General features: G+C 60.2%; 20 protein-coding genes. 11 read left to right on the top strand and 9 right to left on the bottom strand.

The window, feature by feature from the left end:
* Window positions 1–350: 350 nt before the first annotated feature.
* Genes HXW87_RS19335 through HXW87_RS19325 form a run of 3 tightly spaced genes read left to right on the top strand, consistent with a single transcriptional unit; the run spans window position 351 to window position 2,006 of the window.
* Window positions 351–857: a PAAR domain-containing protein gene (locus HXW87_RS19335; protein WP_080963269.1), complete on the top strand. Its 507-nt coding sequence runs from the start codon at window positions 351–353 to the stop codon at window positions 855–857.
* Window positions 857–1,555: a hypothetical protein gene (locus HXW87_RS19330; protein ID WP_239777510.1), complete on the top strand. Its 699-nt coding sequence runs from the start codon at window positions 857–859 to the stop codon at window positions 1,553–1,555. Before HXW87_RS19335 ends, HXW87_RS19330 begins: the two co-directional genes overlap by 1 nt.
* Complete coding sequence (locus tag HXW87_RS19325) at window positions 1,530–2,006, top strand: hypothetical protein (RefSeq protein WP_047293872.1); 477 nt, start codon at window positions 1,530–1,532, stop codon at window positions 2,004–2,006. The genes HXW87_RS19330 and HXW87_RS19325 overlap by 26 nt, the downstream gene beginning before the upstream one ends.
* A gap of 57 nt (window positions 2,007–2,063) precedes the next feature.
* Here HXW87_RS19325 and HXW87_RS19320 read toward each other — a convergent pair whose 3' ends face one another.
* The 7 genes from HXW87_RS19320 to HXW87_RS19290 form a co-directional block, all read right to left on the bottom strand.
* Complete coding sequence (locus HXW87_RS19320; protein ID WP_047293875.1) at window positions 2,064–2,627, bottom strand: NUDIX hydrolase; 564 nt, start codon at window positions 2,625–2,627, stop codon at window positions 2,064–2,066.
* A 1-nt stretch (window position 2,628) separates the two neighbouring features.
* The gene (locus tag HXW87_RS19315) at window positions 2,629–3,381 is read right to left on the bottom strand and encodes a GntR family transcriptional regulator (protein ID WP_007968636.1); all 753 of its coding nucleotides are present in this window, start codon (window positions 3,379–3,381) and stop codon (window positions 2,629–2,631) included.
* Between the two features lie 58 nt (window positions 3,382–3,439).
* A complete protein-coding gene (locus HXW87_RS19310; protein ID WP_047293876.1) occupies window positions 3,440–3,829 on the bottom strand; it encodes a carboxymuconolactone decarboxylase family protein in 390 nt (129 codons plus the stop codon).
* Between the two features lie 206 nt (window positions 3,830–4,035).
* Window positions 4,036–4,521, bottom strand: coding sequence for a flavin reductase family protein (locus tag HXW87_RS19305; protein ID WP_041062538.1), 486 nt, complete (start codon window positions 4,519–4,521; stop codon window positions 4,036–4,038).
* Between the two features lie 12 nt (window positions 4,522–4,533).
* Entirely contained in the window at window positions 4,534–6,015 is a 1,482-nt protein-coding gene (locus HXW87_RS19300; protein WP_239777509.1) for an aldehyde dehydrogenase, read from the bottom strand.
* Complete coding sequence (locus HXW87_RS19295; RefSeq protein WP_095666804.1) at window positions 6,012–6,845, bottom strand: alpha/beta fold hydrolase; 834 nt, start codon at window positions 6,843–6,845, stop codon at window positions 6,012–6,014. Before HXW87_RS19295 ends, HXW87_RS19300 begins: the two co-directional genes overlap by 4 nt.
* Before the next feature lie 31 nt (window positions 6,846–6,876).
* A complete protein-coding gene (locus tag HXW87_RS19290) occupies window positions 6,877–7,467 on the bottom strand; it encodes an amino acid synthesis family protein (RefSeq protein WP_007968626.1) in 591 nt (196 codons plus the stop codon).
* Window positions 7,468–7,915: 448 nt separating this feature from the next.
* Here HXW87_RS19290 and HXW87_RS19285 point away from each other — a divergent pair, with 448 nt between their 5' ends.
* Window positions 7,916–8,959, top strand: a complete 1,044-nt coding sequence (locus HXW87_RS19285; protein ID WP_239777508.1) for a YCF48-related protein — start codon at window positions 7,916–7,918, stop codon at window positions 8,957–8,959.
* Window positions 8,956–11,340, top strand: coding sequence for an RND family transporter (locus tag HXW87_RS19280; protein ID WP_047293887.1), 2,385 nt, complete (start codon window positions 8,956–8,958; stop codon window positions 11,338–11,340). The genes HXW87_RS19285 and HXW87_RS19280 overlap by 4 nt, the downstream gene beginning before the upstream one ends.
* A gap of 305 nt (window positions 11,341–11,645) precedes the next feature.
* On the opposite strand, the gene HXW87_RS19275 is transcribed toward HXW87_RS19280, so the two are convergent.
* Entirely contained in the window at window positions 11,646–12,365 is a 720-nt protein-coding gene (locus HXW87_RS19275; protein WP_041062520.1) for a FadR/GntR family transcriptional regulator, read from the bottom strand.
* 185 nt (window positions 12,366–12,550) lie between these two features.
* Complete coding sequence (locus HXW87_RS19270) at window positions 12,551–14,287, bottom strand: IlvD/Edd family dehydratase (RefSeq protein ID WP_239777507.1); 1,737 nt, start codon at window positions 14,285–14,287, stop codon at window positions 12,551–12,553.
* Between the two features lie 194 nt (window positions 14,288–14,481).
* On the opposite strand from HXW87_RS19270, the gene HXW87_RS19265 reads away from it, so the two are divergent.
* The 6 genes from HXW87_RS19265 to HXW87_RS19240 all read left to right on the top strand — a co-directional run bounded on the left by HXW87_RS19265 (window position 14,482) and on the right by HXW87_RS19240 (window position 20,518).
* Window positions 14,482–15,804: an MFS transporter gene (locus tag HXW87_RS19265; RefSeq protein ID WP_239777506.1), complete on the top strand. Its 1,323-nt coding sequence runs from the start codon at window positions 14,482–14,484 to the stop codon at window positions 15,802–15,804.
* A 158-nt stretch (window positions 15,805–15,962) separates the two neighbouring features.
* Window positions 15,963–16,955, top strand: a complete 993-nt coding sequence (gene araD1 / locus HXW87_RS19260; RefSeq protein WP_239777505.1) for an AraD1 family protein — start codon at window positions 15,963–15,965, stop codon at window positions 16,953–16,955.
* Window positions 16,956–16,964: 9 nt separating this feature from the next.
* A complete protein-coding gene (locus HXW87_RS19255; protein WP_239777504.1) occupies window positions 16,965–18,551 on the top strand; it encodes an aldehyde dehydrogenase (NADP(+)) in 1,587 nt (528 codons plus the stop codon).
* A 155-nt stretch (window positions 18,552–18,706) separates the two neighbouring features.
* Window positions 18,707–19,006, top strand: a complete 300-nt coding sequence (locus tag HXW87_RS19250; protein WP_131670256.1) for a DUF5629 family protein — start codon at window positions 18,707–18,709, stop codon at window positions 19,004–19,006.
* Window positions 19,006–20,181 carry a lactonase family protein gene (locus HXW87_RS19245; protein ID WP_239777503.1) on the top strand — a complete coding sequence of 392 codons (1,176 nt, stop codon included), beginning with the start codon at window positions 19,006–19,008 and terminating at the stop codon, window positions 20,179–20,181. The genes HXW87_RS19250 and HXW87_RS19245 overlap by 1 nt, the downstream gene beginning before the upstream one ends.
* Window positions 20,182–20,338: 157 nt before the next feature.
* Window positions 20,339–20,518: a hypothetical protein gene (locus tag HXW87_RS19240; RefSeq protein WP_041062495.1), complete on the top strand. Its 180-nt coding sequence runs from the start codon at window positions 20,339–20,341 to the stop codon at window positions 20,516–20,518.
* Window positions 20,519–20,763: the final 245 nt, after the last annotated feature.

The following is a 20,763-nucleotide window of genomic DNA, read 5'->3' as shown; positions in this document are numbered from 1 at the left end:
TCAAACGAAATTGGGTGGCAACTGTGCGTGGGTTGACGGACCGGCTCTCACGGACACCGGCGCATCCGAAGATGCCCCGCGCACAGTCGCCATTAAGAATGCATCGGACACAGGAGTGCTCGAGCAGAGAAGGCTATGCACGTCGTGAGAAGATTACGGGCCGTCAAACCCGATCACGAATGAGTCGTGACAGGCGCGAGGATAGGGAGTGGGACTAGGGTCGTCAACCAGAGTCGCGCCGGAAAACGCTGCGTGTCCTGTAAGCCGGTTCCGTTTCGTATTTTGCTCGTTCAGGAGGGATCAAGGATCGGTTACTATCCAGCCATTGTGATGTTCAAAGGAGAGAAACGATGGCAGGAAAGCCAGTAGCGCGACTTGGAGATCCAGGAAGTCACGGCGGAAATATCACCACTGGATCGAGCCCAATTTTCGTTAACTCGATGCCTGTAGCTTTGGTAGGAGACACCTATTCCTGCCCTGTTCACGGCAGTAATCCCATAACGTCCGGTGCTCCTCACGTGTTCGGGCTGGGAAAAGATGTAGCACACGTCGGCTCGCAGACAGCATGCGGAGCGACGATCACTGCCGGATCTCCCGATACCTTCGTGGGTGAATCCGGTGGAGGGGCGCCCACTAGCTTTTTCTCGCAGTTCCTGAAAGAAAAGACGTTTGTCGAGTTTCAGTTGCTGAACGATAGAGATGAGCCTGTCGCCAACGAGGCGTACGAACTGACACTCCCCGATGGAACGTTGATGACAGGCGTCCTTGACGAAAACGGCTTCGTGCATGTCGCAAACATTCCTAGGGGAAGTTGCAGTATAAAATTCCCGAAACTTGAAGATACGGAACATCTTTAATGGTTCAGCCTACTAAAACTACCAGCACAACACAGGCCGCAAAAAGTACAGGCGCATCGGGGAAAACTACGAAAACCAACCAAGTCGTCGTGTCGGGTGCATATATGGAGATACTTGTGGGTGGCCCTTACACCCGTGACAAGGAAGAGCATCCTTTCGGGCATGCTGCTTTACATGTAGTGGTTGGTTCTAAAGACATCACCTATGACTTTGGGCGCTATGGAAAAACCTGGGGGACGTTTGATAGCGAAGGGGAGGGAGTGCTGAACGTTTGGACATCCTTCAAAGCGTACATCTCGGGTGAGAACAGCTTGGGGCGCACAACAACTGGCTTTGTTTATTTTTTGGATAGTGCAACCGCTGAGGCCGTTATCGCTCACTTCGACGGTATTGTCGCCCAGAAAAAGGAGCTGAGAAGAAAGACAGCAACGTCTGCGCGCTATGTATTGCCGTCCAACTATCATCCAACCACCAATAACTGCACGACTGTAACGATTGCAGGAGCCAAAATTTCGGGTAAGCCAATCGTGCAGAATCCCTCTAAATATAGCGAAATGCGTGGATTGTCATTCCTGGAAAGGCAAGCTGCGCGCACGCAGACTAAACCTCAGGACGGGATTTTCATGCCTGCGGATTTACAAGCCATGCTCGAAGCAAATACTGAGGCGCACTATGATAAAAAGAATGTTTACAAATAGGCAGATTGGCTTTTGGCTGACGGCGGCTTTATTTGTAAATGCAGTCTTTATGGCTTTTCTTATTTTTGGCGATACTGCAAAGGAACACACTATGAAGATGATTAAAACCAAAGAACCCCTGCTGATCGAAGGGCAAGGTGGCGATGACAATTACTATGTCCTGCCGATGGGGACAACGCTATATCACGATAAAAGCTTTCCAGAAGGGCACGATCGTTATGTTGTGTATCTGAATCACAAAGGTGCCATTGCCCACGAAGAGGTCCCAATGAAGCCTGAATATGGCGGTTCATTTATCGATCCTCTTTGGCTGGCCAATATTGATGCCGATACCTTGAAAGACATTTTCAAGCGTTTCCCGCTCTCCAAAAAAGATATCTCCGCTGCTCTCAAAGCCAATGAAATCACCAAAGATGATCTGGCGGATATCATTCGTGCGATGCCGGACTGAGCACCTATCTACCGAGGAATCGGGCCGGGCTCTGTATCTCTTGCAAGTGACGGCTGATCAACGCATGAAATGAATCTTGCCGCTGTCGTCATTGCCCATGTACATGCCATAGACCCCGGCCTGACGCTCCTCGATATAGCGCTCGAGGATCTGCCGGATCGCCGGGTAGTAGATCTGCTCCCACGGAATGTCTTCAGGGGCAAAGAACTTGTAGTCGAGCGTCTCGGGCCCGAACTGGCCGGTGATCTCCAGCGCGATCGCGCGGAAGATGATGTACACCTCGCTGATCTTCGGCACGCTGAAGATCGAATACGGCGAGACGATTTCCGCACGTACGCCGCTTTCTTCCCAGACTTCGCGCAGGGCGGCCTGCTCGGTGGTTTCGCCGCTTTCCATGAAGCCGGCGGGCAGCGTCCAGGTGCCCGGGCGCGGTGGGATCGCCCGTTGGCACAAGAGGTATTTGCCGTCCTGCTCGATGATGCAGCCGGCGATGATTTTCGGGTTCACATAGTGGATGTAGCCGCAGCCGCGGCACATCAGGCGCTCGTGCGTATCGCCCGGCGGCACCTGCTGACCGAGGTCAGGGCCACCGCATTTCGGGCAAAAGCTCGGGCTGAACATGTCAGTGACCTATGCGTGGTTCTTTCAGCGCGATCGGCAGGGTGATGTTCGGCGTGGCGCCGGTCTCTTCCTGTTTGCGCTTGAGGTAATCGAGGGCCACGGCGGCTGCCGCACGCACGTGGTCGACGCAGGCCTGATGCGCCGCCAGCGGATCACCGCTCTTGATCGCCTCGACCATTTTTTCCATTTCGTGGTTACTCGCGCCGCGCCGGTTTTCCTGCGATACGGAGGTTGCGCGCAGGTAGCTGATGCGCGCCTGCAACTGGCGCAACTGCGTGGCCGCAACATGGTTGCCCGAGCCTTCGAGCAGCACGTCGTAGAAGCCCTGCACCGAGTCGATCACCTGTTGCAGTTCGCCGTCCTTGAGCGCCTTGCGGTTCTCGTCGAGGGCTTTTTCCAGGGCCTTGATGTCCTTGGCCTTGGCCCGCAGGGTGAACAGCTGGACGATCAGGCCTTCGAGCACGCAGCGCAGTTCATAGATGTCGACTGCATCGGCGAGGGTGATGATCGCTACGCGCGGGCCTTTGGCATCGGCGAATTCGACCAGGCCTTCTGACTCCAGGTGACGCAAGGCTTCGCGCACCGACGTGCGGCTGACACCGAGGCGATCGCACAGATCGCGCTCAACCAGACGATCGCCGGGCATGAGCTGGAAATTCATGATCGCGCTACGCAGTTTGTCCAGCACGATTTCGCGCAGGGTAACGGGGTTGCGATTGACCTTGAAGCTGTCGTCGAGTGGCTGGCGTTTCATGGGGTCCGCTCTTGATGTTGGCTGTCCATGCCAGACGGGCATCTAAACAGCCGAGGGGTTAACTGGAGGCCTCGGCGTCGGCTTCGGCGAAGGCTTCACGGGCGAGCCGGAAACTGTCCACGGCTGCCGGGACGCCGCAATAAATACCGACCTGAAGCAGAATTTCGCGTATTTGCTCACGACTCAGGCCGTTACGCAAGGCGCCGCGCACATGCAGCTTGAGTTCGTGCGGACGGTTGAGCGCCGAGATCATCGCCAGGTTGATCATGCTGCGCTCCTTGAGCGACAAACCCTCACGGCCCCAGACATGGCCCCAGCAGTATTCGGTGACCATTTCCTGCAGCGGGCGGGTGAAGTCGTCGGCATTCTCGATCGAGCGCTGCACGTAGGCTTCGCCCAGCACCTGGGTGCGGATCTTCAGGCCTTTTTTGTACTTTTCGTTGCTCATCATGCCTCCTCACAACAGAGACCCCCTTTTGGAATGAAACCTGTGGTGAGGGGATTTATCCCCGACGGGGCGCGAAGCGCCCCCAAACCTGCAACTGCGAATTGCCAGACACACCGCGTGCAAGGATCTTACGACTGCTTCGCAGCCTGTCGGGGATAAATCCCCTCACCACAATGGGCAGTTCCACAGTGGGATCTATGTATCCATCAGGCCAGGGTCGGCAACGGCCCGAGCTTGCCCTTGTGATAAATCATCGGCGTCACCGGTTGCTCGGGCAGGATCAGGTTCTTCACCGCGCCGACAATGATCGCGTGATCACCACCGTCGTATTCACGCCACAACTCGCACTCGATGATCGCCGTGGCCTTGGCGAGGATCGGGTTACCCAGTTCGCTCAAGTGCCACTCGATGCCTTTGGCTTTGTCCTTGCCTTTGCCGGCGAAGGCGTAGGCCTCGGCGGTCTGCTCGGCGGACAGCAAATGGATCGCGAATTTCTGGCTGTCGCGCAGCACCGGGTAGGTGTCGGAGGCGTAGTTGGGGCAGAACAGTACCAGCGCCGGGTCAATCGACAGCGCGCTGAAGGCGCTGGCAGTGATGCCGACGATGGCGCCGTCCGGGTCGAGGGTGGTGACCACCGTGACCCCGGACGGAAACGAGCTCATGACGTCTTTGTAAATGCCGGGTTCGATCATGTCGCAGGACTCCTAGCGCATCACAAACGGATCAGGCATCGGGGCCTGAGAGAGGTTGATCCACACCGTTTTCAGTTCGGTGTAGGCCAGCACCGAATCGATGCCGCTTTCGCGTCCATAGCCACTGTTCTTGAAACCGCCAATTGGCGCCATGGCCGATACCGCGCGGTAGGTGTTGACCCAGATGATCCCTGAGCGCACGTCCCGGGCCAGACGATGGGCGCGGCCCAGATCGCGGGTCCAGATGCCGGCGGCAAGGCCAAACTGCGAGTCGTTGGCAATCGCCAGCGCTTCGGCTTCATCTTTGAAGCGAATCACCGAAGCCACCGGGCCGAAGACTTCTTCCTGCATGATCTTCATCGAGTTGCGGTCGCACTCGAACAGCGTCGGCTCGTAGAACCAGCCGTCACCGAGGTCGGCCGGACGCTTGCCGCCGGTGCGCAACCGCGCGCCTTCAGCGATGGCATCCGCCACCAGACCTTCGACCACCGCCAATTGCTGCGCAGTGGCCATCGGGCCCATTTCACTGTGGTCGTCCTGCGGGTTGCCGATGCGGATGCGACGGGCGCGTTCCACCAGTCGGCTGACGAATTCGTCGTAGATTTCGTCCTGTACCAGCAGGCGCGAACCGGACACGCAGCTCTGGCCCGAAGCCGCGTAGATCCCGGCGATCGCACCGTTGATCGCGCTGTCCAGGTCGGCGTCGGCGAAGATGATGTTCGGCGATTTGCCGCCCAGTTCCAGCGACAGCTTGGCGAAGTTCTCGGCGCTGCTGCGCACCACGTGCCGGGCCGTGGCCGCGCCGCCGGTGAAGGCGATCTTGCGGATCAGCGGATGGCGGGTGAGGGCGGCGCCGGTGCTCGGGCCGTAACCGGTGACAACGTTGACCACGCCCGGTGGAATCCCGGCTTCGAGGGCCAGACGCGCCAGCTCAAGGATGGTTGCCGACGCATGTTCGGACGGCTTGATCACAATCGTGTTGCCGGCGGCGAGGGCCGGCGCCAGTTTGATCGCGGTCAGGTACAGCGGGCTGTTCCACGGAATGATCGCGGCAACCACACCCATCGCTTCGTGCACGGTGAAGGCAAACAGGTCGGGCTTGTCCAGCGGCAGGGTGCCGCCTTCGAGCTTGTCGGCCAGGCCTGCGGTGTAATGGAAAAACTCCGGCAGGTAACCGACCTGACCACGGGTTTCGCGGATCAGCTTGCCGTTGTCGCGGCTTTCCAGCTGCGCCAGTTGTTCCTTGTTTTCCGCGATCAGGTCACCGAGACGCCGCAGCAGTTTGCCGCGCGCGGTGGCGGTGAGGCCGCGCCAGGCCGGGCTGTCGAAGGCAGTCTGCGCCGCTTGCACGGCGCGTTCGACATCGGCTTCATCGGCGTCAGGCAGTTCGGCCCAGGCTTGCGCGCTGGCCGGGTTGAGGCTTTCGAAAGTCTTGCCGGAGAGGGCGTCGACCCATTCTCCGCCGATGCACATCTGGAAGCGTTGGAGTGTCATGCAACGATCCCCTTTATAGGGTTTTGTCGGGCGTGTGCGTAGTCGAGAAATTGCAGCAGCGTCTGGTTGACCAGGCGCGGCGACTCTACCGGCATCATATGCCGTTGCTCGGGCAGTACCGCAACCTTCGCACCGGGGATGCGCCGGGCCAGTTGCTCGGCCATTTCCGGGGTGGAACCGGGGTCAAGTTCGCCGGTGGCGATCAGCGTCGGTGCCTGGATGCTGCCGAGGTCGTCGGCGCGGTACATGTCCTGAGTGGCGAACAATTCGTAGGTGGTCAGGTAGCCCTGCGGGTCGTTGCCGGCCAGTGTCTGACGAATGGCCGCAATCTGCGCCGGGTTCGCCGCCTGATATTCGCGGCTGAACCAGCGCGACAGCGCCGCTTCGGCATTGGCGTCCGGCCCGTGTTCGGCGGCCTGCGCGGTACGGGCGATGACCCCGGCACGTTGTTCCTCGCTGCGGTTGAACACGCTGTTGAGCACCACCAGGCTTTGCAGACGCTCGGGGTAATGCAGGGCAAACGCCCGCGCCACCAGGCCGCCCATGGAGAAACCGATCACCGCTGCCTGGGGCAGATTCAGGTGATCGAGCAGCTCCAGCAACTGATCGGCATAACCGAGCAGGCCGGTGCCGCTGGCCGGGCGCGGGCTGGCGCCATGGCCGAGCATGTCGTAGGCGATCACCTGGTATTGGGCAGACAGGCCAACGATCTGGCCGCCCCACATTTCTTTGTTCAGGCCCACGCCGTGGATCAAGACCACGGGCTGGCCTTGGCCGGTCGCCAGGTAACTGGTGCCAGCCGGGGTGAGTTCAGCGGTGAGCCGAATCATGGAGCGCTCCTGCAATGCCTTTTTATTGTGATTACTGGGCTTTTTCGGCGGCCAGTTCTTCCAGATCGATGTAGCGGTTGCCGATGCGCGGGTGCAGTCGACCACCGTCGGCGCAACCGAGCACCACGACGATTTCGTCGGCACGCGGCGCGTCTTCGATCTGCATTTCCAGGGTGATGTAATGCGAGCGCAGACCTTCGTCGTCCTTGTGCATCATCGGAATCTGGATCGACGTGCCCGGGCCGCCGCGCTTGTTGGTGAAGCTCAGGTAGCTCTTGGCCTTGACCGCTTCGCGGTAGTGGTTGCCGAAGCGCAGGGTGTGGATCACGGCCGAGGCGTGTTCGATTTCGCCGTCAGCGCCGACCACTGCCGCTTTGCCGTAAGCCTCGATCTTCTCGGCGCCACCGATGATGCCCACCAGACGCTCGACCATCATGGCGCCGAGGTCGGAGCAGTTGGCGCGGATTTGCGGTTTCAGATCTTCGACGAAGCCGTTGCCGACCCACGGGTTCTTCATCACTACGGCCAGGCCAACCATAGTCACTGGCTTGTCCGTGGCCTTGCCGCCTTCGATGAAGGTCTCTTCGACATAGCTGACGATCTTGCGAATTTCGAAACTCATGAGCTGCTCCGTAGGGGGATTGAGAGTGTCTGTGCGTCTGATGGTATACCATAATACCGATCGTGCAAGTCCCCCACGCAAGATTTGCCGCATCGATCCGGCGAATGGCGGTGTATTCGCCTGCCATCCTCATCAAGCCACCACGACGCGATATCGATGTAGGAGCTGCGGCACGCTGCGATCTTTTGATCTTGTTTTTAAAAAACCGATCAAAAGATCGCAGCGTGCCGCAGCTCCTACAGGGGGTTGTGTCGGGGCCATTTGGTTAACAAAAGATAACGTGGCGCCGATTGTCAGACGTTTCCAAAGCCCGATAGGATGAGCCAGCTTCCCAAGGCGCTCTGGACTGCGGGTTTCACGGCTATGCTTGTGACCCATCAGTCACCACGAGCACCCTTGCGGCGCCCTAAGGCCCAATGGCCTAACAATAATAAATAGGGGAAGGTCTATGAGTCGTTGCCGCCCGCCGGCGTTACGCAACACCGCGTTGCTGGCCACAGCACTCACACTGCTGGGCTGTGCTGCCTTGTCGGCACCCGTTCTGGCTGCCGAAGCGCCCGCCGACGGGGTGTACTCCACCGAATCGGCCAAAGCCGCCAAAAGCCTGATACTCGATGTTGTCAACGCCGGCACCCGGTTGGTGGCGGTGGGTGACCGCGGGCACATTCTCTTTTCCGACGACCAGGGCAAGACCTGGACCCAGGCCAAAGTGCCGACCCGGCAATTGCTGACGGCGGTGTACTTCGTCGACGACAAGCACGGCTGGGCGGTCGGCCACGACGCGCAGATCCTCGCCAGCGCCGACGGCGGCCTGACCTGGAGCAAACAATTCGAAGACCTCAAGCGCGAAGCACCGCTGCTCGACGTCTGGTTCCAGGACGTCAACCACGGCGTCGCGGTCGGTGCCTACGGCGCATTGCTGGAAACCACCGATGGCGGCAAGAACTGGCAGGACGTCAGCGACCGCCTCGACAACCAGGACCAGTTCCACCTCAACGCCATCGCGGCGGTCAAGGACGCCGGGCTGTTCATCGTCGGCGAGCAGGGCAGCATGTTCCGCTCCCCGGACTGGGGCCAGACCTGGGAAAAACTCCAGGGCCCATATCAAGGCTCGCTGTTCGGCGTGATCGGCACCGCCCAGGCGCAGACCTTGTTGGCCTACGGCCTGCGCGGCAATCTCTATCGTTCCAGCGATTTCGGCAGCACCTGGCAGCAGGTCGAACTCAAAGCCGCGCGTGGTGCGCTGGAGTTCGGCCTGTCCGGCGCCACGCTGCTCGCGGATGGCTCGATCGTGATCGTCGGCAACGGCGGCTCGGTGATCAGCAGCAGCGACAACGGCGAAACCTTCAGCGTGTTCAACCGCCCGGACCGCATTTCGCTGTCCTCGGTGACAGCGGCCGGCGACGGCAATCTGATTCTGACCGGGCAGGGCGGCGTGCACACCACGCAGCCCAACGGCGCCGAAATCAATAATAAGAAGGCGGGGCTATGACTTCCTTGAGCACTCATCATCAGGACAAGGCGACGTTCCTCGAGCGTCTGATTTTCAACAACCGTCCGGCCGTGATCCTGATCTGTCTGGTGGTCAGTATCTTCCTGTTCTGGCAGGCCACGCTGATTCGCCCCTCCACCAGTTTCGAAAAAATGATCCCGCTCAAGCATCCGTTCATCGAGAAGATGATGGAGCACCGCAACGATCTGGCGAACCTGGGCAATACCGTTCGGATTTCGGTGGAAGCCAAAGACGGCGACATCTTCTCCAAGGAATACATGGAGACCCTGCGCCAGATCAACGACGAGGTGTTCTACATCTCCGGCGTCGACCGTTCCGGCCTCAAATCGCTGTGGAGTCCGAGCGTACGCTGGACCGAAGTGACCGAAGAGGGGTTCGCTGGCGGTGAAGTGATTCCGCAGAGCTACGACGGCTCGCCGGACAGCCTCGACATGCTGCGCAACAACGTGCTCAAGTCAGGGCAGGTCGGGCGCCTGGTGTCCAACGACTTCAAATCGAGCATCGTCGACATCCCGCTGTTGGAGTCCTACCCGGACCCGCAGGATCAGGGCAAGCTGCTGGCGCTGGACTACCGCCAGTTCTCCCATGAGCTTGAAGACAAGATCCGCAACAAGTTCGAAGCGCAGAACCCCAACGTCAAGATCCACATCGTCGGCTTCGCCAAGAAGGTCGGAGACCTGATCGACGGCCTGGTGATGGTGGTGATGTTCTTCGGCATCGCGTTCGTCATCACCCTGATTCTGCTGCTGTGGTTCACCAACTGCCTGCGCAGCACCATTGCGGTGTTGAGCACCACGCTGGTGGCGGTGGTCTGGCAACTGGGGCTGATGCACTTCTTCGGTTTCGGGCTGGATCCGTATTCGATGCTGGTGCCGTTCCTGATCTTCGCCATCGGCATTTCCCACGGCGTGCAGAAGATCAACGGCATCGCCCTGCAGTCGAGTGAGGCGGACAACGCCCTGACTGCGGCGCGGCGCACCTTCCGGCAACTGTTCCTGCCGGGGATGATCGCGATTCTCGCCGACGCCGTGGGCTTCATCACCCTGCTGATCATCGACATCGGGGTGATCCGCGAACTGGCGATCGGCGCGTCCATCGGCGTGGCGGTGATCGTGTTCACCAACCTGATCCTGCTGCCGGTGGCGATTTCCTATGTCGGCATCAGCAAGCGCGCCATCGCCAAGAGCAAGAAGGACGCGAACCGCGAACACCCGTTCTGGCGCCTGTTGTCGAACTTCGCCAGCCCGAAAGTCGCGCCGGTCTCGATTGCCCTGGCGCTGCTCGCCTTCGGTGGCGGCCTCTGGTACAGCCAGAACCTGAAGATCGGCGACCTCGACCAGGGCGCGCCGGAGCTGCGTCCGGACTCGCGCTACAACAAGGACAACAACTTCATCATCAACAACTATTCCACCAGTTCCGACGTACTGGTGGTGATGGTCAAGACCGCCACCGAGGGCTGCTCGCGCTACGAAGCGATGGCGCCGATCGACGAGCTGATGTGGAAGATGCAGAACACCGAGGGCGTGCAGTCGGCGATCTCGCTGGTGACCGTGTCCAAACAGATGATCAAGGGCATGAACGAGGGCAACCTGAAATGGGAAACCCTGTCGCGCAACCCGGACGTGCTGAACAACTCGATTGCCCGCGCCGACGGCCTGTACAACAACAGCTGTTCGCTGGCGCCGGTGTTGATCTTCCTCAACGACCACAAGGCCGAAACCCTCGACCGCGCGGTGCATGCGGTGCAGGAATTTGCCAAGGCCAACAACAAGGACGGTCTGGAATTCATCCTCGCCGCCGGTAACGCCGGCATCGAAGCGGCCACCAACGAGGTGATCAAACAGGCCGAGCTGACCATCCTGATTCTGGTGTACATCTGCGTCGCAGTGATGTGCATGATCACCTTCCGCTCGTGGGCGGCGACCCTGTGCATCGTCCTGCCGCTGGTGCTGACCTCGGTGCTGGGCAACGCGCTGATGGCGTTCATGGGCATCGGCGTCAAGGTTGCGACCCTGCCGGTGGTGGCGCTGGGCGTGGGGATTGGCGTGGACTACGGCATCTACATCTACAGCCGTCTGGAGAGTTTCCTGCGCGCCGGTCTGCCATTGCAGGAAGCCTATTACCAGACCCTGAAATCCACCGGTAAAGCGGTGCTGTTCACCGGCCTGTGCCTGGCCATCGGCGTATGCACCTGGATCTTCTCGGCAATCAAGTTCCAGGCCGACATGGGCCTGATGCTGACCTTCATGTTGCTGTGGAACATGTTCGGTGCGCTGTGGCTGTTGCCGGCGCTGGCCAAGTTCCTGATCAAGCCGGAGAAACTGGCGGGGCAGAAGGGCAATTCGTTGTTCGCCCACTGATCCGGGCGCCTGAAACGACAAAGCCGCAACCTTGGGGTTGCGGCTTTTTTATGAGTCAAGATCAAAAGCCCCTCACCCTAGCCCTCTCCCAGAGGGAGAGGGGACTGACCGAGGTGTGCGGCTTGATACATCGACTTGGAAATACCGAATCGATTATGGATTCACAGCAAATCATGAGATTTGAGATACCAGCCGATTATGGATTCAAAGCAAATCGTTCACGTCGGTGTAGGTCGTCAATATTCCCGGATCGGTCCCCTCTCCCTCTGGGAGAGGGCTAGGGTGAGGGCAAGCGGTCTCAAGGCTTACGAAAGATCCGCCCCAAGCACAACACTCAACGCACTGCGCGCATCATCCAGCTGCACCAGCGTCGCATGGCGCGCGCCGAGGGCATCACGGTTCTCGATCGCGGTAAGAATCGCCTTGTGCCGTGGCAACGCCAGTTCATGCAGATTCGGCCGCTGGTTGGAATGTTTCAACGCCTCGGCAATCGCCACCGAGAGCATGTTGCACAGGTTCGCCAGCAGATCGTTATGGGTCGCGTCGGCAATCCGGCTATGGAAGTCCAGGTCCGGTTGCAGCAAGGCCTCCGGGGTCGGCGCGGCTTCCATGCGCTGATAGGCCTCGCCGATGGCGGCGATGTCGGCCTCGGTCGCGTGCTGGGCGGCGAGGGCGGCAGCGGCCGGTTCGATGATGCTGCGCACGCTGGTCAGCACATTGAAGAATTCATTCTGCGGACTGCTTTGCATCAGCCAGTGCAGCACGTCCGGGTCGAGCATGTGCCATTCGCGGCGCGCCTTGACCACCGTGCCGACGCGCGGTTTTGAATACACCAGCCCCTTGGCCACCAGCACTCGCGTGGCTTCGCGCAACACCGGGCGGCTGACCGCGTATTCCTCGCACAACAGCGCTTCGGCGGGCAGTTTGTCGTCGGGCAAAAAGCGTCCGGAGACGATCTGCATGCCCAGTTCCTGGACAATGCGCGAGTGCATGCTTTTACGGTCGGAAGGTTTGCGGTAATCCATGGGGAACGGCGCGATCCTGAGCGATGGAGATGCCGCGCATCATAGCAGGCACGGCGCATTCTTGAGGCGGGTAAAGAACAACTGTGGGAGCGAGCTTGCTCGCGAAAGCGGCGGGTCAAACAACATTGCAGTTGAATGTACCGCCGTCTTCGCGAGCAAGCTCGCTCCCACAGGGATTTGTGTGATCAGTGAGAATGACGCGGGACTTCCGCCCCTCGGCAGCCGACCAGGAAGTCGAAATCGCAACCCTGATCCGCCTGCAACACATGATCGATGTACAGCTGACGATAGCCGCCGATCAGTAGCTGCTGCGGCGGCTGCAGATCGGCCATGCGCGCTGCCAGTTCGGCATCCGGAATGTCCAGATGCAAACGCCCACTGGCGCAATCGAGCTCGATCCAGTCGCCTTCCTGCACCGCCGCCAATGGCCCACCGGCAGCGGCTTCCGGGGCAACGTGCAAAACCACGGTGCCGTACGCGGTGCCGCTCATCCGCGCATCCGAGATGCGCACCATGTCGGTCACGCCTTGGGCCAGCAGCTTGGCCGGCAAGCCCATGTTGCCCACCTCGGCCATGCCCGGATACCCCTTCGGCCCGCAGTTTTTCATCACCAGAATCGAGTCCTTATCGACATCCAGCTCCGGGTCATTGATCCGCGCCTTGTACATGTCGAAATTCTCGAACACCACCGCGCGCCCCCGATGCTGCATCAATTCCGGGGTCGCGGCGGACGGCTTGAGTACCGCTCCCAGCGGCGCCAGATTCCCGCGCAATACGCAGATACCGCCGTCCGCGCGGATCGGATTGTCGAGGGTGCGGATCACTTCGTCCTCGCCATAGATCGGCGCGTCTTTGGTGTTCTCGCCCAGCGTCTTGCCATTCACGGTCAGCGCGTTCGGATTGGGGATCAGATTGGCCTCACCGAGACGCCGCAGCACCGCCGGCAAGCCTCCGGCGTAGTAAAACTCTTCCATCAGGAAGCGCCCGGACGGTTGCAGGTCGACGATGGTCGGCATGCCGCGCCCGATACGCGTCCAGTCATCCAGATCCAGCTCGACACCGATGCGACCGGCGATGGCTTTCAGGTGGATCACCGCGTTGGTCGAACCGCCGATCGCCGCGTTGACCCGAATGGCGTTTTCAAACGCTTCCTTGGTCAGGATCTTCGACAGGCGCAAATCTTCGCGCACCATCTCCACCGCGCGCATGCCGGACATGTGCGCCAGCACATAACGCCGCGCATCCACTGCCGGAATCGCCGCGTTGTGCGGCAACGAGGTGCCCAGCGCTTCGGCCATGCAGGCCATGGTCGACGCGGTGCCCATGGTGTTGCAGGTGCCCGCCGAGCGTGACATGCCGCCCTCGGCCGCGAGGAAATCGTCGAGGGTGATGGTGCCGGCCTTGACCTGCTCGCTGAGCTGCCACACCACCGTGCCGGAACCGATGTCCTTGCCCTTGTGCTTGCCGTTGAGCATCGGTCCGCCAGTGACGACGATCGCCGGCACGTCGCAACTGGCCGCGCCCATCAACAGCGCCGGGGTGGTTTTGTCGCAGCCGGTCAGTAGCACCACGCCGTCAATCGGGTTGCCGCGAATCGCTTCTTCGACGTCCATGCTCGCCAGGTTGCGGGTGAGCATGGCGGTGGGGCGCAGGTTCGACTCGCCATTGGAGAACACCGGGAATTCCACCGGAAAGCCACCGGCCTCGATCACGCCGCGTTTGACGTGCTCGGCAATCTGGCGGAAATGCGCGTTGCACGGGGTCAGTTCCGACCAGGTATTGCAGATGCCGATGATCGGCTTGCCGTGGAACTGGTGGTCGGCGATGCCCTGATTCTTCATCCAGCTGCGGTACATGAAGCCGTTCTTGTCGGCCGTGCCAAACCATTGGGCGGAGCGCAGGGTGGGTTTCTTCTCAGACATGATCGATTCTCTTATTGTAAGACTATTGTTTGCGAGTCATGGCTAAACATAAGCGCAAAATCGTCGCTTTGGAAGTGTTGTTGCGTAATTAGTATTACTATATAGTCGTTTTCGACGGAGGGATCGGCCCTGGCGATTTTTCGCGAGAGGCGTCCCCCGAGGTTCTATAAAAACAACAATCGGAGACCGATCCCATGAGCCAGGAACTGCGGCTTATCCGCCGCATCACGCTGAAACTGATTCCCTTCCTGATCCTGCTGTACCTGATCGCCTATGTGGATCGTTCCGCCGTCGGCTTCGCCAAGCTGCACATGGGCGCTGACATCGGCCTCGGTGATGCGGCCTATGGGCTGGGCGCCGGGCTGTTTTTCATCGGCTACTTTCTTCTCGAAATCCCCAGCAACCTGATGCTCGAACGCTTCGGCGCGCGGCGCTGGTTCGCGCGGATCATGATCACCTGGGGCGCGATCACCATCGGCATGGCGTTCGTCCAGGGCCCGCACAGTTTCTACGTCATGCGCTTTCTGCTCGGCGCGGCGGAGGCGGGGTTCTTCCCCGGCGTTCTGTACTACATCACCCAATGGTTCCCGGTGCGCCATCGCGGCAAGATCCTCGGCCTGTTCATCCTCTCCCAACCGATTGCGATGATGATCACCGGCCCGGTGTCCGGTGGTTTGCTCGGTATGGACGGCATCCTTGGGCTGCACGGCTGGCAGTGGCTGTTCATCGTCATCGGCACCCCGGCGATCCTGCTGACCTGGCCGGTCCTGCGCTGGCTGCCCGATGGCCCGCAAAACGTGAAGTGGATGGATCAGGCCGAGAAAGACTGGCTGACCGGCGAGCTGAAAAAGGATTTGCAGGAATACGGCCAGACCCGTCACGGCAACCCGCTGCATGCACTCAAGGACAAACGGGTGTTGCTACTGGCGCTGTTTTACCTGCCGGTGACCCTGAGTATTTATGGCCTTGGCCTGTGGCTGCCGACGCTGATCAAACAGTTTGGCGGCAGCGATCTGGTGACCGGTTTCGTCTCGTCGGTGCCCTACATCTTCGGCATCGTCGGTCTGCTGATCGTGCCACGCAGCTCCGACCGCATGAACGATCGCTACGGCCACCTGGCGGTGCTCTATGTGCTGGGTGCACTGGGCCTGTTTTTCAGCGCCTGGCTGACCCTGCCGGTGGCACAACTGGCAGCGCTGTGTCTGGTGGCGTTCGCGCTGTTTTCCTGCACAGCGGTGTTCTGGACCTTGCCGGGGCGGTTCTTTGCCGGCGCGAGTGCGGCAGCGGGGATCGCGCTGATCAACTCGGTGGGCAACCTCGGTGGTTACATCGGGCCGTTCGTGATTGGGGCGCTGAAGGAATACACCGGGAATCTGGGTTCGGGGTTGTATTTCCTCAGTGGGGTGATGGTGTTCGGTTTGATTTTGACCGGCGTGGTTTACCGCGTGCTTGAGCGCAAACACGTCCTGCCAGCCGAGCAATTCGCCGCCAGCGCACGCGGTGCCACCCGAACCTGATATCAAACGAACCATCACCGCAAACCCTGTGGGAGCTGGCTTGCCAGCGATGGCGGCGGCACATCCAACATAGCGGTATCTGACAGATTGCTATCGCTGGCAAGCCAGCTCCCACAGGGTTTTGCAGTGTTTCGAAGTTTTGTTTACAGGAGAAATTTATGCATCTGGTTCAATTCGAATTGATCAACGGCGAGCGCCGCGTCGGCGTGGTCGACAACGGGCTGATCCGCGAAGTGCAGGACGCCCGTAGCGTACGCGATCTCGCGCTGGCCGCCATCGAAGCCGGCGGCACTCTGGAGCAGCAAGTACAAACCCACGGCCTGGGCATCAGTCATGACTATGCGCAGTTGCTCAAAGACCTGCGTATCCTGCCACCGCTGGATCATCCGGACCCGGCGCACCTGCTGGTCAGCGGCACCGGCCTCACGCATCTGGGCAGCGCCTCGGCGCGGGACAAGATGCACCAGCAGGCCGGCGACGAAGCGCAAATGACCGACACCATGCGCATCTTCAAATGGGGCGTGGAGGGCGGCAAACCAGCGGCGGGGCAGGCGGGCGTGCAGCCGGAATGGTTCTACAAGGGCGACGGCAGCATCGTCGTGCGTCCGGGTGAGGCATTCCCGTTGCCGCCGTTCGCCGAAGACGCTGGCGAGGAACCGGAGATGGCCGGCCTTTACGTCATTGGCCACGACGGCAAACCGTATCGCCTCGGTTTCGCCGTGGGTAACGAGTTCTCCGATCACGTCATGGAGCGCAAGAATTACCTGTACCTGGCCCACTCGAAACTGCGCAGTTGCAGCTACGGCCCGGAACTGCGCACCGGCGAACTGCCGCAACATCTGGCCGGCAGCAGTCGCATCCTGCGTAACGGCGAAGTGCTGTGGCAGAACGAATTCCTCAGCGGCGAAGCCAACATGTGCCACAGCCTCGCCAACCTTGAATACCACCATTTCAAATACCGTCAGTTCCTGCGCCCGGGCGACGTGCACATTCACTTCTTCGGCACGGCGACCCTGTCGTTCGCCGATGGCGTTCGCACCCAACCGGGCGACCAGTTTGAAATCAGCCAGGCCGAATTCGGCGCCCCGCTGGTCAACGGCATCGCGCCGGCAGCAGCGGCCTTTCAACCGGACAGCATCGGCACCCTTTAAGGAGCTCCCATGACGCAGATTCTTGGACACAACTTCATTGGCGGACAGCGCAGCGCAGCGGGCGACGTGACACTGCACAGCGTCGACGCAACCACCGGCGAACAGCTGCCGTACGCATTCATTCAAGCGACTGAAGCCGAAGTCGATGCCGCCGCCAAAGCCGCCGCCGCAGCGTACCCGGCCTATCGCAGCCTCAGCGCCGAACGCCGCGCGCAATTTCTCGACGCGATTGCCGACGAACTGGATGCGCTGGATGATGATTTCGTAGCGTTGGTCTGCCGTGAAACCGCGCTGCCTGCCGCACGCATTCAGGGCGAGCGCGGGCGCACCAGCGGGCAGATGCGCCTGTTCGCCAAAGTCCTGCGGCGCGGTGATTTCTACGGCGCGCGAATTGATCTGCCGCTGCCGCTGCCGGAGCGCCAGCCGTTACCGCGTCCGGATCTGCGTCAGTACCGCATCGGCCTCGGCCCGGTGGCAGTGTTCGGTGCGAGCAACTTTCCGCTGGCTTTTTCTACAGCGGGCGGCGATACCGCTGCCGCGCTGGCCGCCGGTTGCCCGGTGGTGTTCAAGGCGCATTCAGGTCATATGGCAACCGCTGAATGTGTGGCCGAGGCACTGATTCGCGCGGCGGAAAAAACCGCGATGCCGGCAGGCGTGTTCAACATGATTTACGGCGCTGGCGTTGGCGAATGGCTGGTCAAGCATCCGGCGATTCAGGCGGTTGGTTTCACCGGTTCGCTGAAGGGCGGCCGCGCACTGTGCGACATGGCCGCGGCACGGCCGCAACCGATCCCGGTGTTCGCCGAAATGTCGAGCATCAACCCGGTGATCGTTCTGCCTCAAGCCTTGGCTGAGCGCTCGCAGGCCATCGCCCGCGACCTGACCGCCTCCGTGGTGCAAGGCTGCGGTCAGTTCTGTACCAACCCGGGTTTGGTCATTGGTATTCGCTCGCCGCAGTTCAGCGCCTTCGTCCAGCAAGTCGCCGGGCTGATTGGCGACCAACCGGCGCAAACCATGCTCAACGCCGGCACCCTCGGCAGCTACGGCAAGGGTCTGCAAAAGTTGCTGGCGCATTCCGGCATCGAGCATCTGGCGGGTAATCCGCAACAGGGCAATCAGGCGCAGCCACAACTGTTCAAGGCCGATGTCAGCCTGTTGATCAACGGCGATGAAGTGCTGCAGGAAGAAGTGTTCGGCCCGACCACGGTGATCGTCGAAGTGGCGGACAAGGCCGAACTCAGCGCGGCGCTGTCGGGCCTGCACGGGCAACTGACGGCGACGATGATCGGCGAGCAGGCCGACTTCGAACACTTCCCGGAACTGACGCCGCTGCTCGAACAGAAAGTCGGACGGATTCTGCTCAATGGTTATCCAACGGGTGTGGAGGTGTGTGATTCGATGGTGCATGGCGGGCCGTATCCGGCGACTTCCGATGCGCGCGGTACCTCGGTGGGGACGCTGGCAATCGATCGGTTCCTGCGCCCGGTATGCTTTCAGAACTACCCGGATTTCTTGCTGCCCGAACCACTGAAAAACGCCAACCCGTTGCGCATTCAACGGCTGGTAGACGGCAAGCCCTCGCGCGACGCCCTCTGACCCATCACTCTGTAGGAGCTGCCGAAGGCTGCGATCTTTTGACTTTGATTTTAAAAAACAAGATCAAAAGATCGCAGCCTTCGGCAGCTCCTACAGAGGGATCGAGGCGCTATAAGCTATCATTGGCCCTTTCCCCCCTAGAAAGACTGTTTGCCATGACTGCCCAAACCCTTCTCAACGCCCTCGAACACTGCGGCATGGTCGAAATCGATGGCTTGCACGCCTTCGAATTCGCCCTCGACGAAGACGACAACCTGCACATTGAATGCATCGACGGCCGAGAGGCCAAGCATTGGGAATTCACGCCGGCTCAGGTTGAAGCAGCAACGTTTGATGAAGACCTGCAAAGCTGGCTGATCATTGGCTACGCCAGCGACACCAAGACCACCGGCGAACACCGTCTGGTGTGCCTCGGTGACGTGGTCAGCAGCAGCGACGACGAGGACGACAATTAATGAACATGCGTAAATTCTGGCCACTGCTGATGGCCGGCAGCGTCGGTGCGATGGGCCTGTCCAGTGCCAGCGCCGAGAGCTATCAATTGCTGGTCGGTTCCTACACCGCCGGCACCAGCCAGGGCATCTATCGAATGAATTTCGACAGCGCCACCGGCCAGATCGCCGCCAAGCCGCTGCAAGTGGTGAAGAGCGAAAACCCGTCATGGCTGACCTTGTCCAAAGACCAGAAGCAGCTGTTCGTGGTCAATGAAAACGGTCCCGGCCAGAAAGACCCGGTCGGCCGCGTCAGCAGCTATTCGATCGATCCCAAGACCCACACTCTGACCCTGATCAATCAAGTGCAGAGCCTGGGCAACGAGCCGACCCATTCGAGCCTCAGCGGCGATGCCAGCCATCTGTTCGTCAGCAACTATTCGGTGATGGAAGATCCGGGCGGCACCCTCGCGGTGTTGCCGGTCGGTGCCGATGGCAAACTCAAACCGGTGGTGCAGATGAGCGCGCACCCGGCGAGCCGGGTCAACCCCGAGCGTCAGGCCTCGAGCCACGTGCACTCGACGGTGTCCTCGCCGGATGGCCGCTACGTGTTCTCCAACGACCTGGGGGCGGACAAGGTCTTCATTTACCAGTTCGACCCGAAAGCCAACCCGGAGCTACCGTTGACCCCGGCGAAAACTGCTTCGGTGAGCCTGCCGGCCGGCAGCGGCCCGCGTCACTTGCTGTTCAGCGCGGACGGCAAACATGCCTGGCTGACCATGGAAATGAGCGCACAGGTTGCAGTGTTCGACTATCACGACGGCGTGCTGACCCAGACGCAACTGGTCGATCTGGCTGCCGGTCAGCCGACCTCGGACAAAGCCGCCGCCGCGCTGCATGCCTCGGCCGATGGCAAGTTCCTCTACGTCAGCAACCGTGGTACCGCCAACCAGTTGCTGGTGTTCGGCATTGATCCGGCGACCGGCCAGCTCAAGGAACTGCAAAAACGTTCGGTGGAAGGCGATCACCCGCGCGAATTCAGCCTCGATCCAAGTGGCAAATTCCTGCTGATCGCCAACCAGAAGAGCAACGAAATTGTCGTCGTCGAGCGTGACGCCAAGACCGGTCTGCTCGGCAAAACCGTGCAGAAACTACCGATGGACGCGCCCAGTGACCTGAAGTTTATCGTGCGACAATAAGCCACAGGCCCCGGTTTACGGGGCCTGTCTCTTTGTATTAATCGCGCTGATATCCGGTAATGCTACAAAGCATTTCAAGCGATCAACCCTCGAGCGTTAAGTTTGCTTCACGGCCCAACCGGGCAAAGCAAGCCAACCGAACACGAGGGTTACCGCCATGAACTTCAATCTCTTCTCCGTCATCGCCGCTTCCGCCATCTCCGCCACCGTTGCATTGCCAGCCAGTGCCAACGTTGAAATCGCCAGCAAAAAATCCCACACCCAGAGCTACACCCAGAAATACCTGCAACAGAGCGCCAACTTCTACGCCGCGCTGGATCACAAAGCCCAACACTGAAAGTCTGATTTGGCACCACTCCCTGTAGGAGCTGCTGAAGGCTGCGATCTTTTGATCTTCAACGTCAAAAGATCGCAGCCTTCGGCAGCTCCTACACGTTTGTGCGTTGGACGACTTGATAGGTTTCTTCAAACACGCGAATAAAAGGCCTAAATAATCAACGAAGCTGATGTTTACTATGGCAAACCCTGAGTGGTTACCACGGCTTTTTTGATTGATCCTGACGGCACTGAAACATGCCCACG

The organism is Pseudomonas sp. Y5-11 (assembly GCF_022368695.1).
Taxonomy (GTDB): domain Bacteria; phylum Pseudomonadota; class Gammaproteobacteria; order Pseudomonadales; family Pseudomonadaceae; genus Aquipseudomonas; species Aquipseudomonas parakoreensis.
This window is presented reverse-complemented; position numbering and strand designations above follow the sequence as displayed.

Coding starts and splice junctions, on each gene's coding strand:
- HXW87_RS19255 (WP_239777504.1), top strand. CDS start 16,965: ATGACGCAGATTCTTGGACACAACTTCATTGGCGGACAGCGCAGCGCA.
- HXW87_RS19315 (WP_007968636.1), bottom strand. CDS start 3,381: ATGAAACGCCAGCCACTCGACGACAGCTTCAAGGTCAATCGCAACCCC.
- HXW87_RS19245 (WP_239777503.1), top strand. CDS start 19,006: ATGAACATGCGTAAATTCTGGCCACTGCTGATGGCCGGCAGCGTCGGT.
- HXW87_RS19330 (WP_239777510.1), top strand. CDS start 857: ATGGTTCAGCCTACTAAAACTACCAGCACAACACAGGCCGCAAAAAGT.
- HXW87_RS19265 (WP_239777506.1), top strand. CDS start 14,482: ATGAGCCAGGAACTGCGGCTTATCCGCCGCATCACGCTGAAACTGATT.
- HXW87_RS19280 (WP_047293887.1), top strand. CDS start 8,956: ATGACTTCCTTGAGCACTCATCATCAGGACAAGGCGACGTTCCTCGAG.
- HXW87_RS19325 (WP_047293872.1), top strand. CDS start 1,530: ATGATAAAAAGAATGTTTACAAATAGGCAGATTGGCTTTTGGCTGACG.
- HXW87_RS19335 (WP_080963269.1), top strand. CDS start 351: ATGGCAGGAAAGCCAGTAGCGCGACTTGGAGATCCAGGAAGTCACGGC.
- araD1 (WP_239777505.1), top strand. CDS start 15,963: ATGCATCTGGTTCAATTCGAATTGATCAACGGCGAGCGCCGCGTCGGC.
- HXW87_RS19285 (WP_239777508.1), top strand. CDS start 7,916: ATGAGTCGTTGCCGCCCGCCGGCGTTACGCAACACCGCGTTGCTGGCC.
- HXW87_RS19295 (WP_095666804.1), bottom strand. CDS start 6,845: ATGATTCGGCTCACCGCTGAACTCACCCCGGCTGGCACCAGTTACCTG.
- HXW87_RS19290 (WP_007968626.1), bottom strand. CDS start 7,467: ATGAGTTTCGAAATTCGCAAGATCGTCAGCTATGTCGAAGAGACCTTC.
- HXW87_RS19270 (WP_239777507.1), bottom strand. CDS start 14,287: ATGTCTGAGAAGAAACCCACCCTGCGCTCCGCCCAATGGTTTGGCACG.
- HXW87_RS19320 (WP_047293875.1), bottom strand. CDS start 2,627: ATGTTCAGCCCGAGCTTTTGCCCGAAATGCGGTGGCCCTGACCTCGGT.
- HXW87_RS19240 (WP_041062495.1), top strand. CDS start 20,339: ATGAACTTCAATCTCTTCTCCGTCATCGCCGCTTCCGCCATCTCCGCC.
- HXW87_RS19250 (WP_131670256.1), top strand. CDS start 18,707: ATGACTGCCCAAACCCTTCTCAACGCCCTCGAACACTGCGGCATGGTC.
- HXW87_RS19300 (WP_239777509.1), bottom strand. CDS start 6,015: ATGACACTCCAACGCTTCCAGATGTGCATCGGCGGAGAATGGGTCGAC.
- HXW87_RS19310 (WP_047293876.1), bottom strand. CDS start 3,829: ATGAGCAACGAAAAGTACAAAAAAGGCCTGAAGATCCGCACCCAGGTG.
- HXW87_RS19275 (WP_041062520.1), bottom strand. CDS start 12,365: ATGGATTACCGCAAACCTTCCGACCGTAAAAGCATGCACTCGCGCATT.
- HXW87_RS19305 (WP_041062538.1), bottom strand. CDS start 4,521: ATGATCGAACCCGGCATTTACAAAGACGTCATGAGCTCGTTTCCGTCC.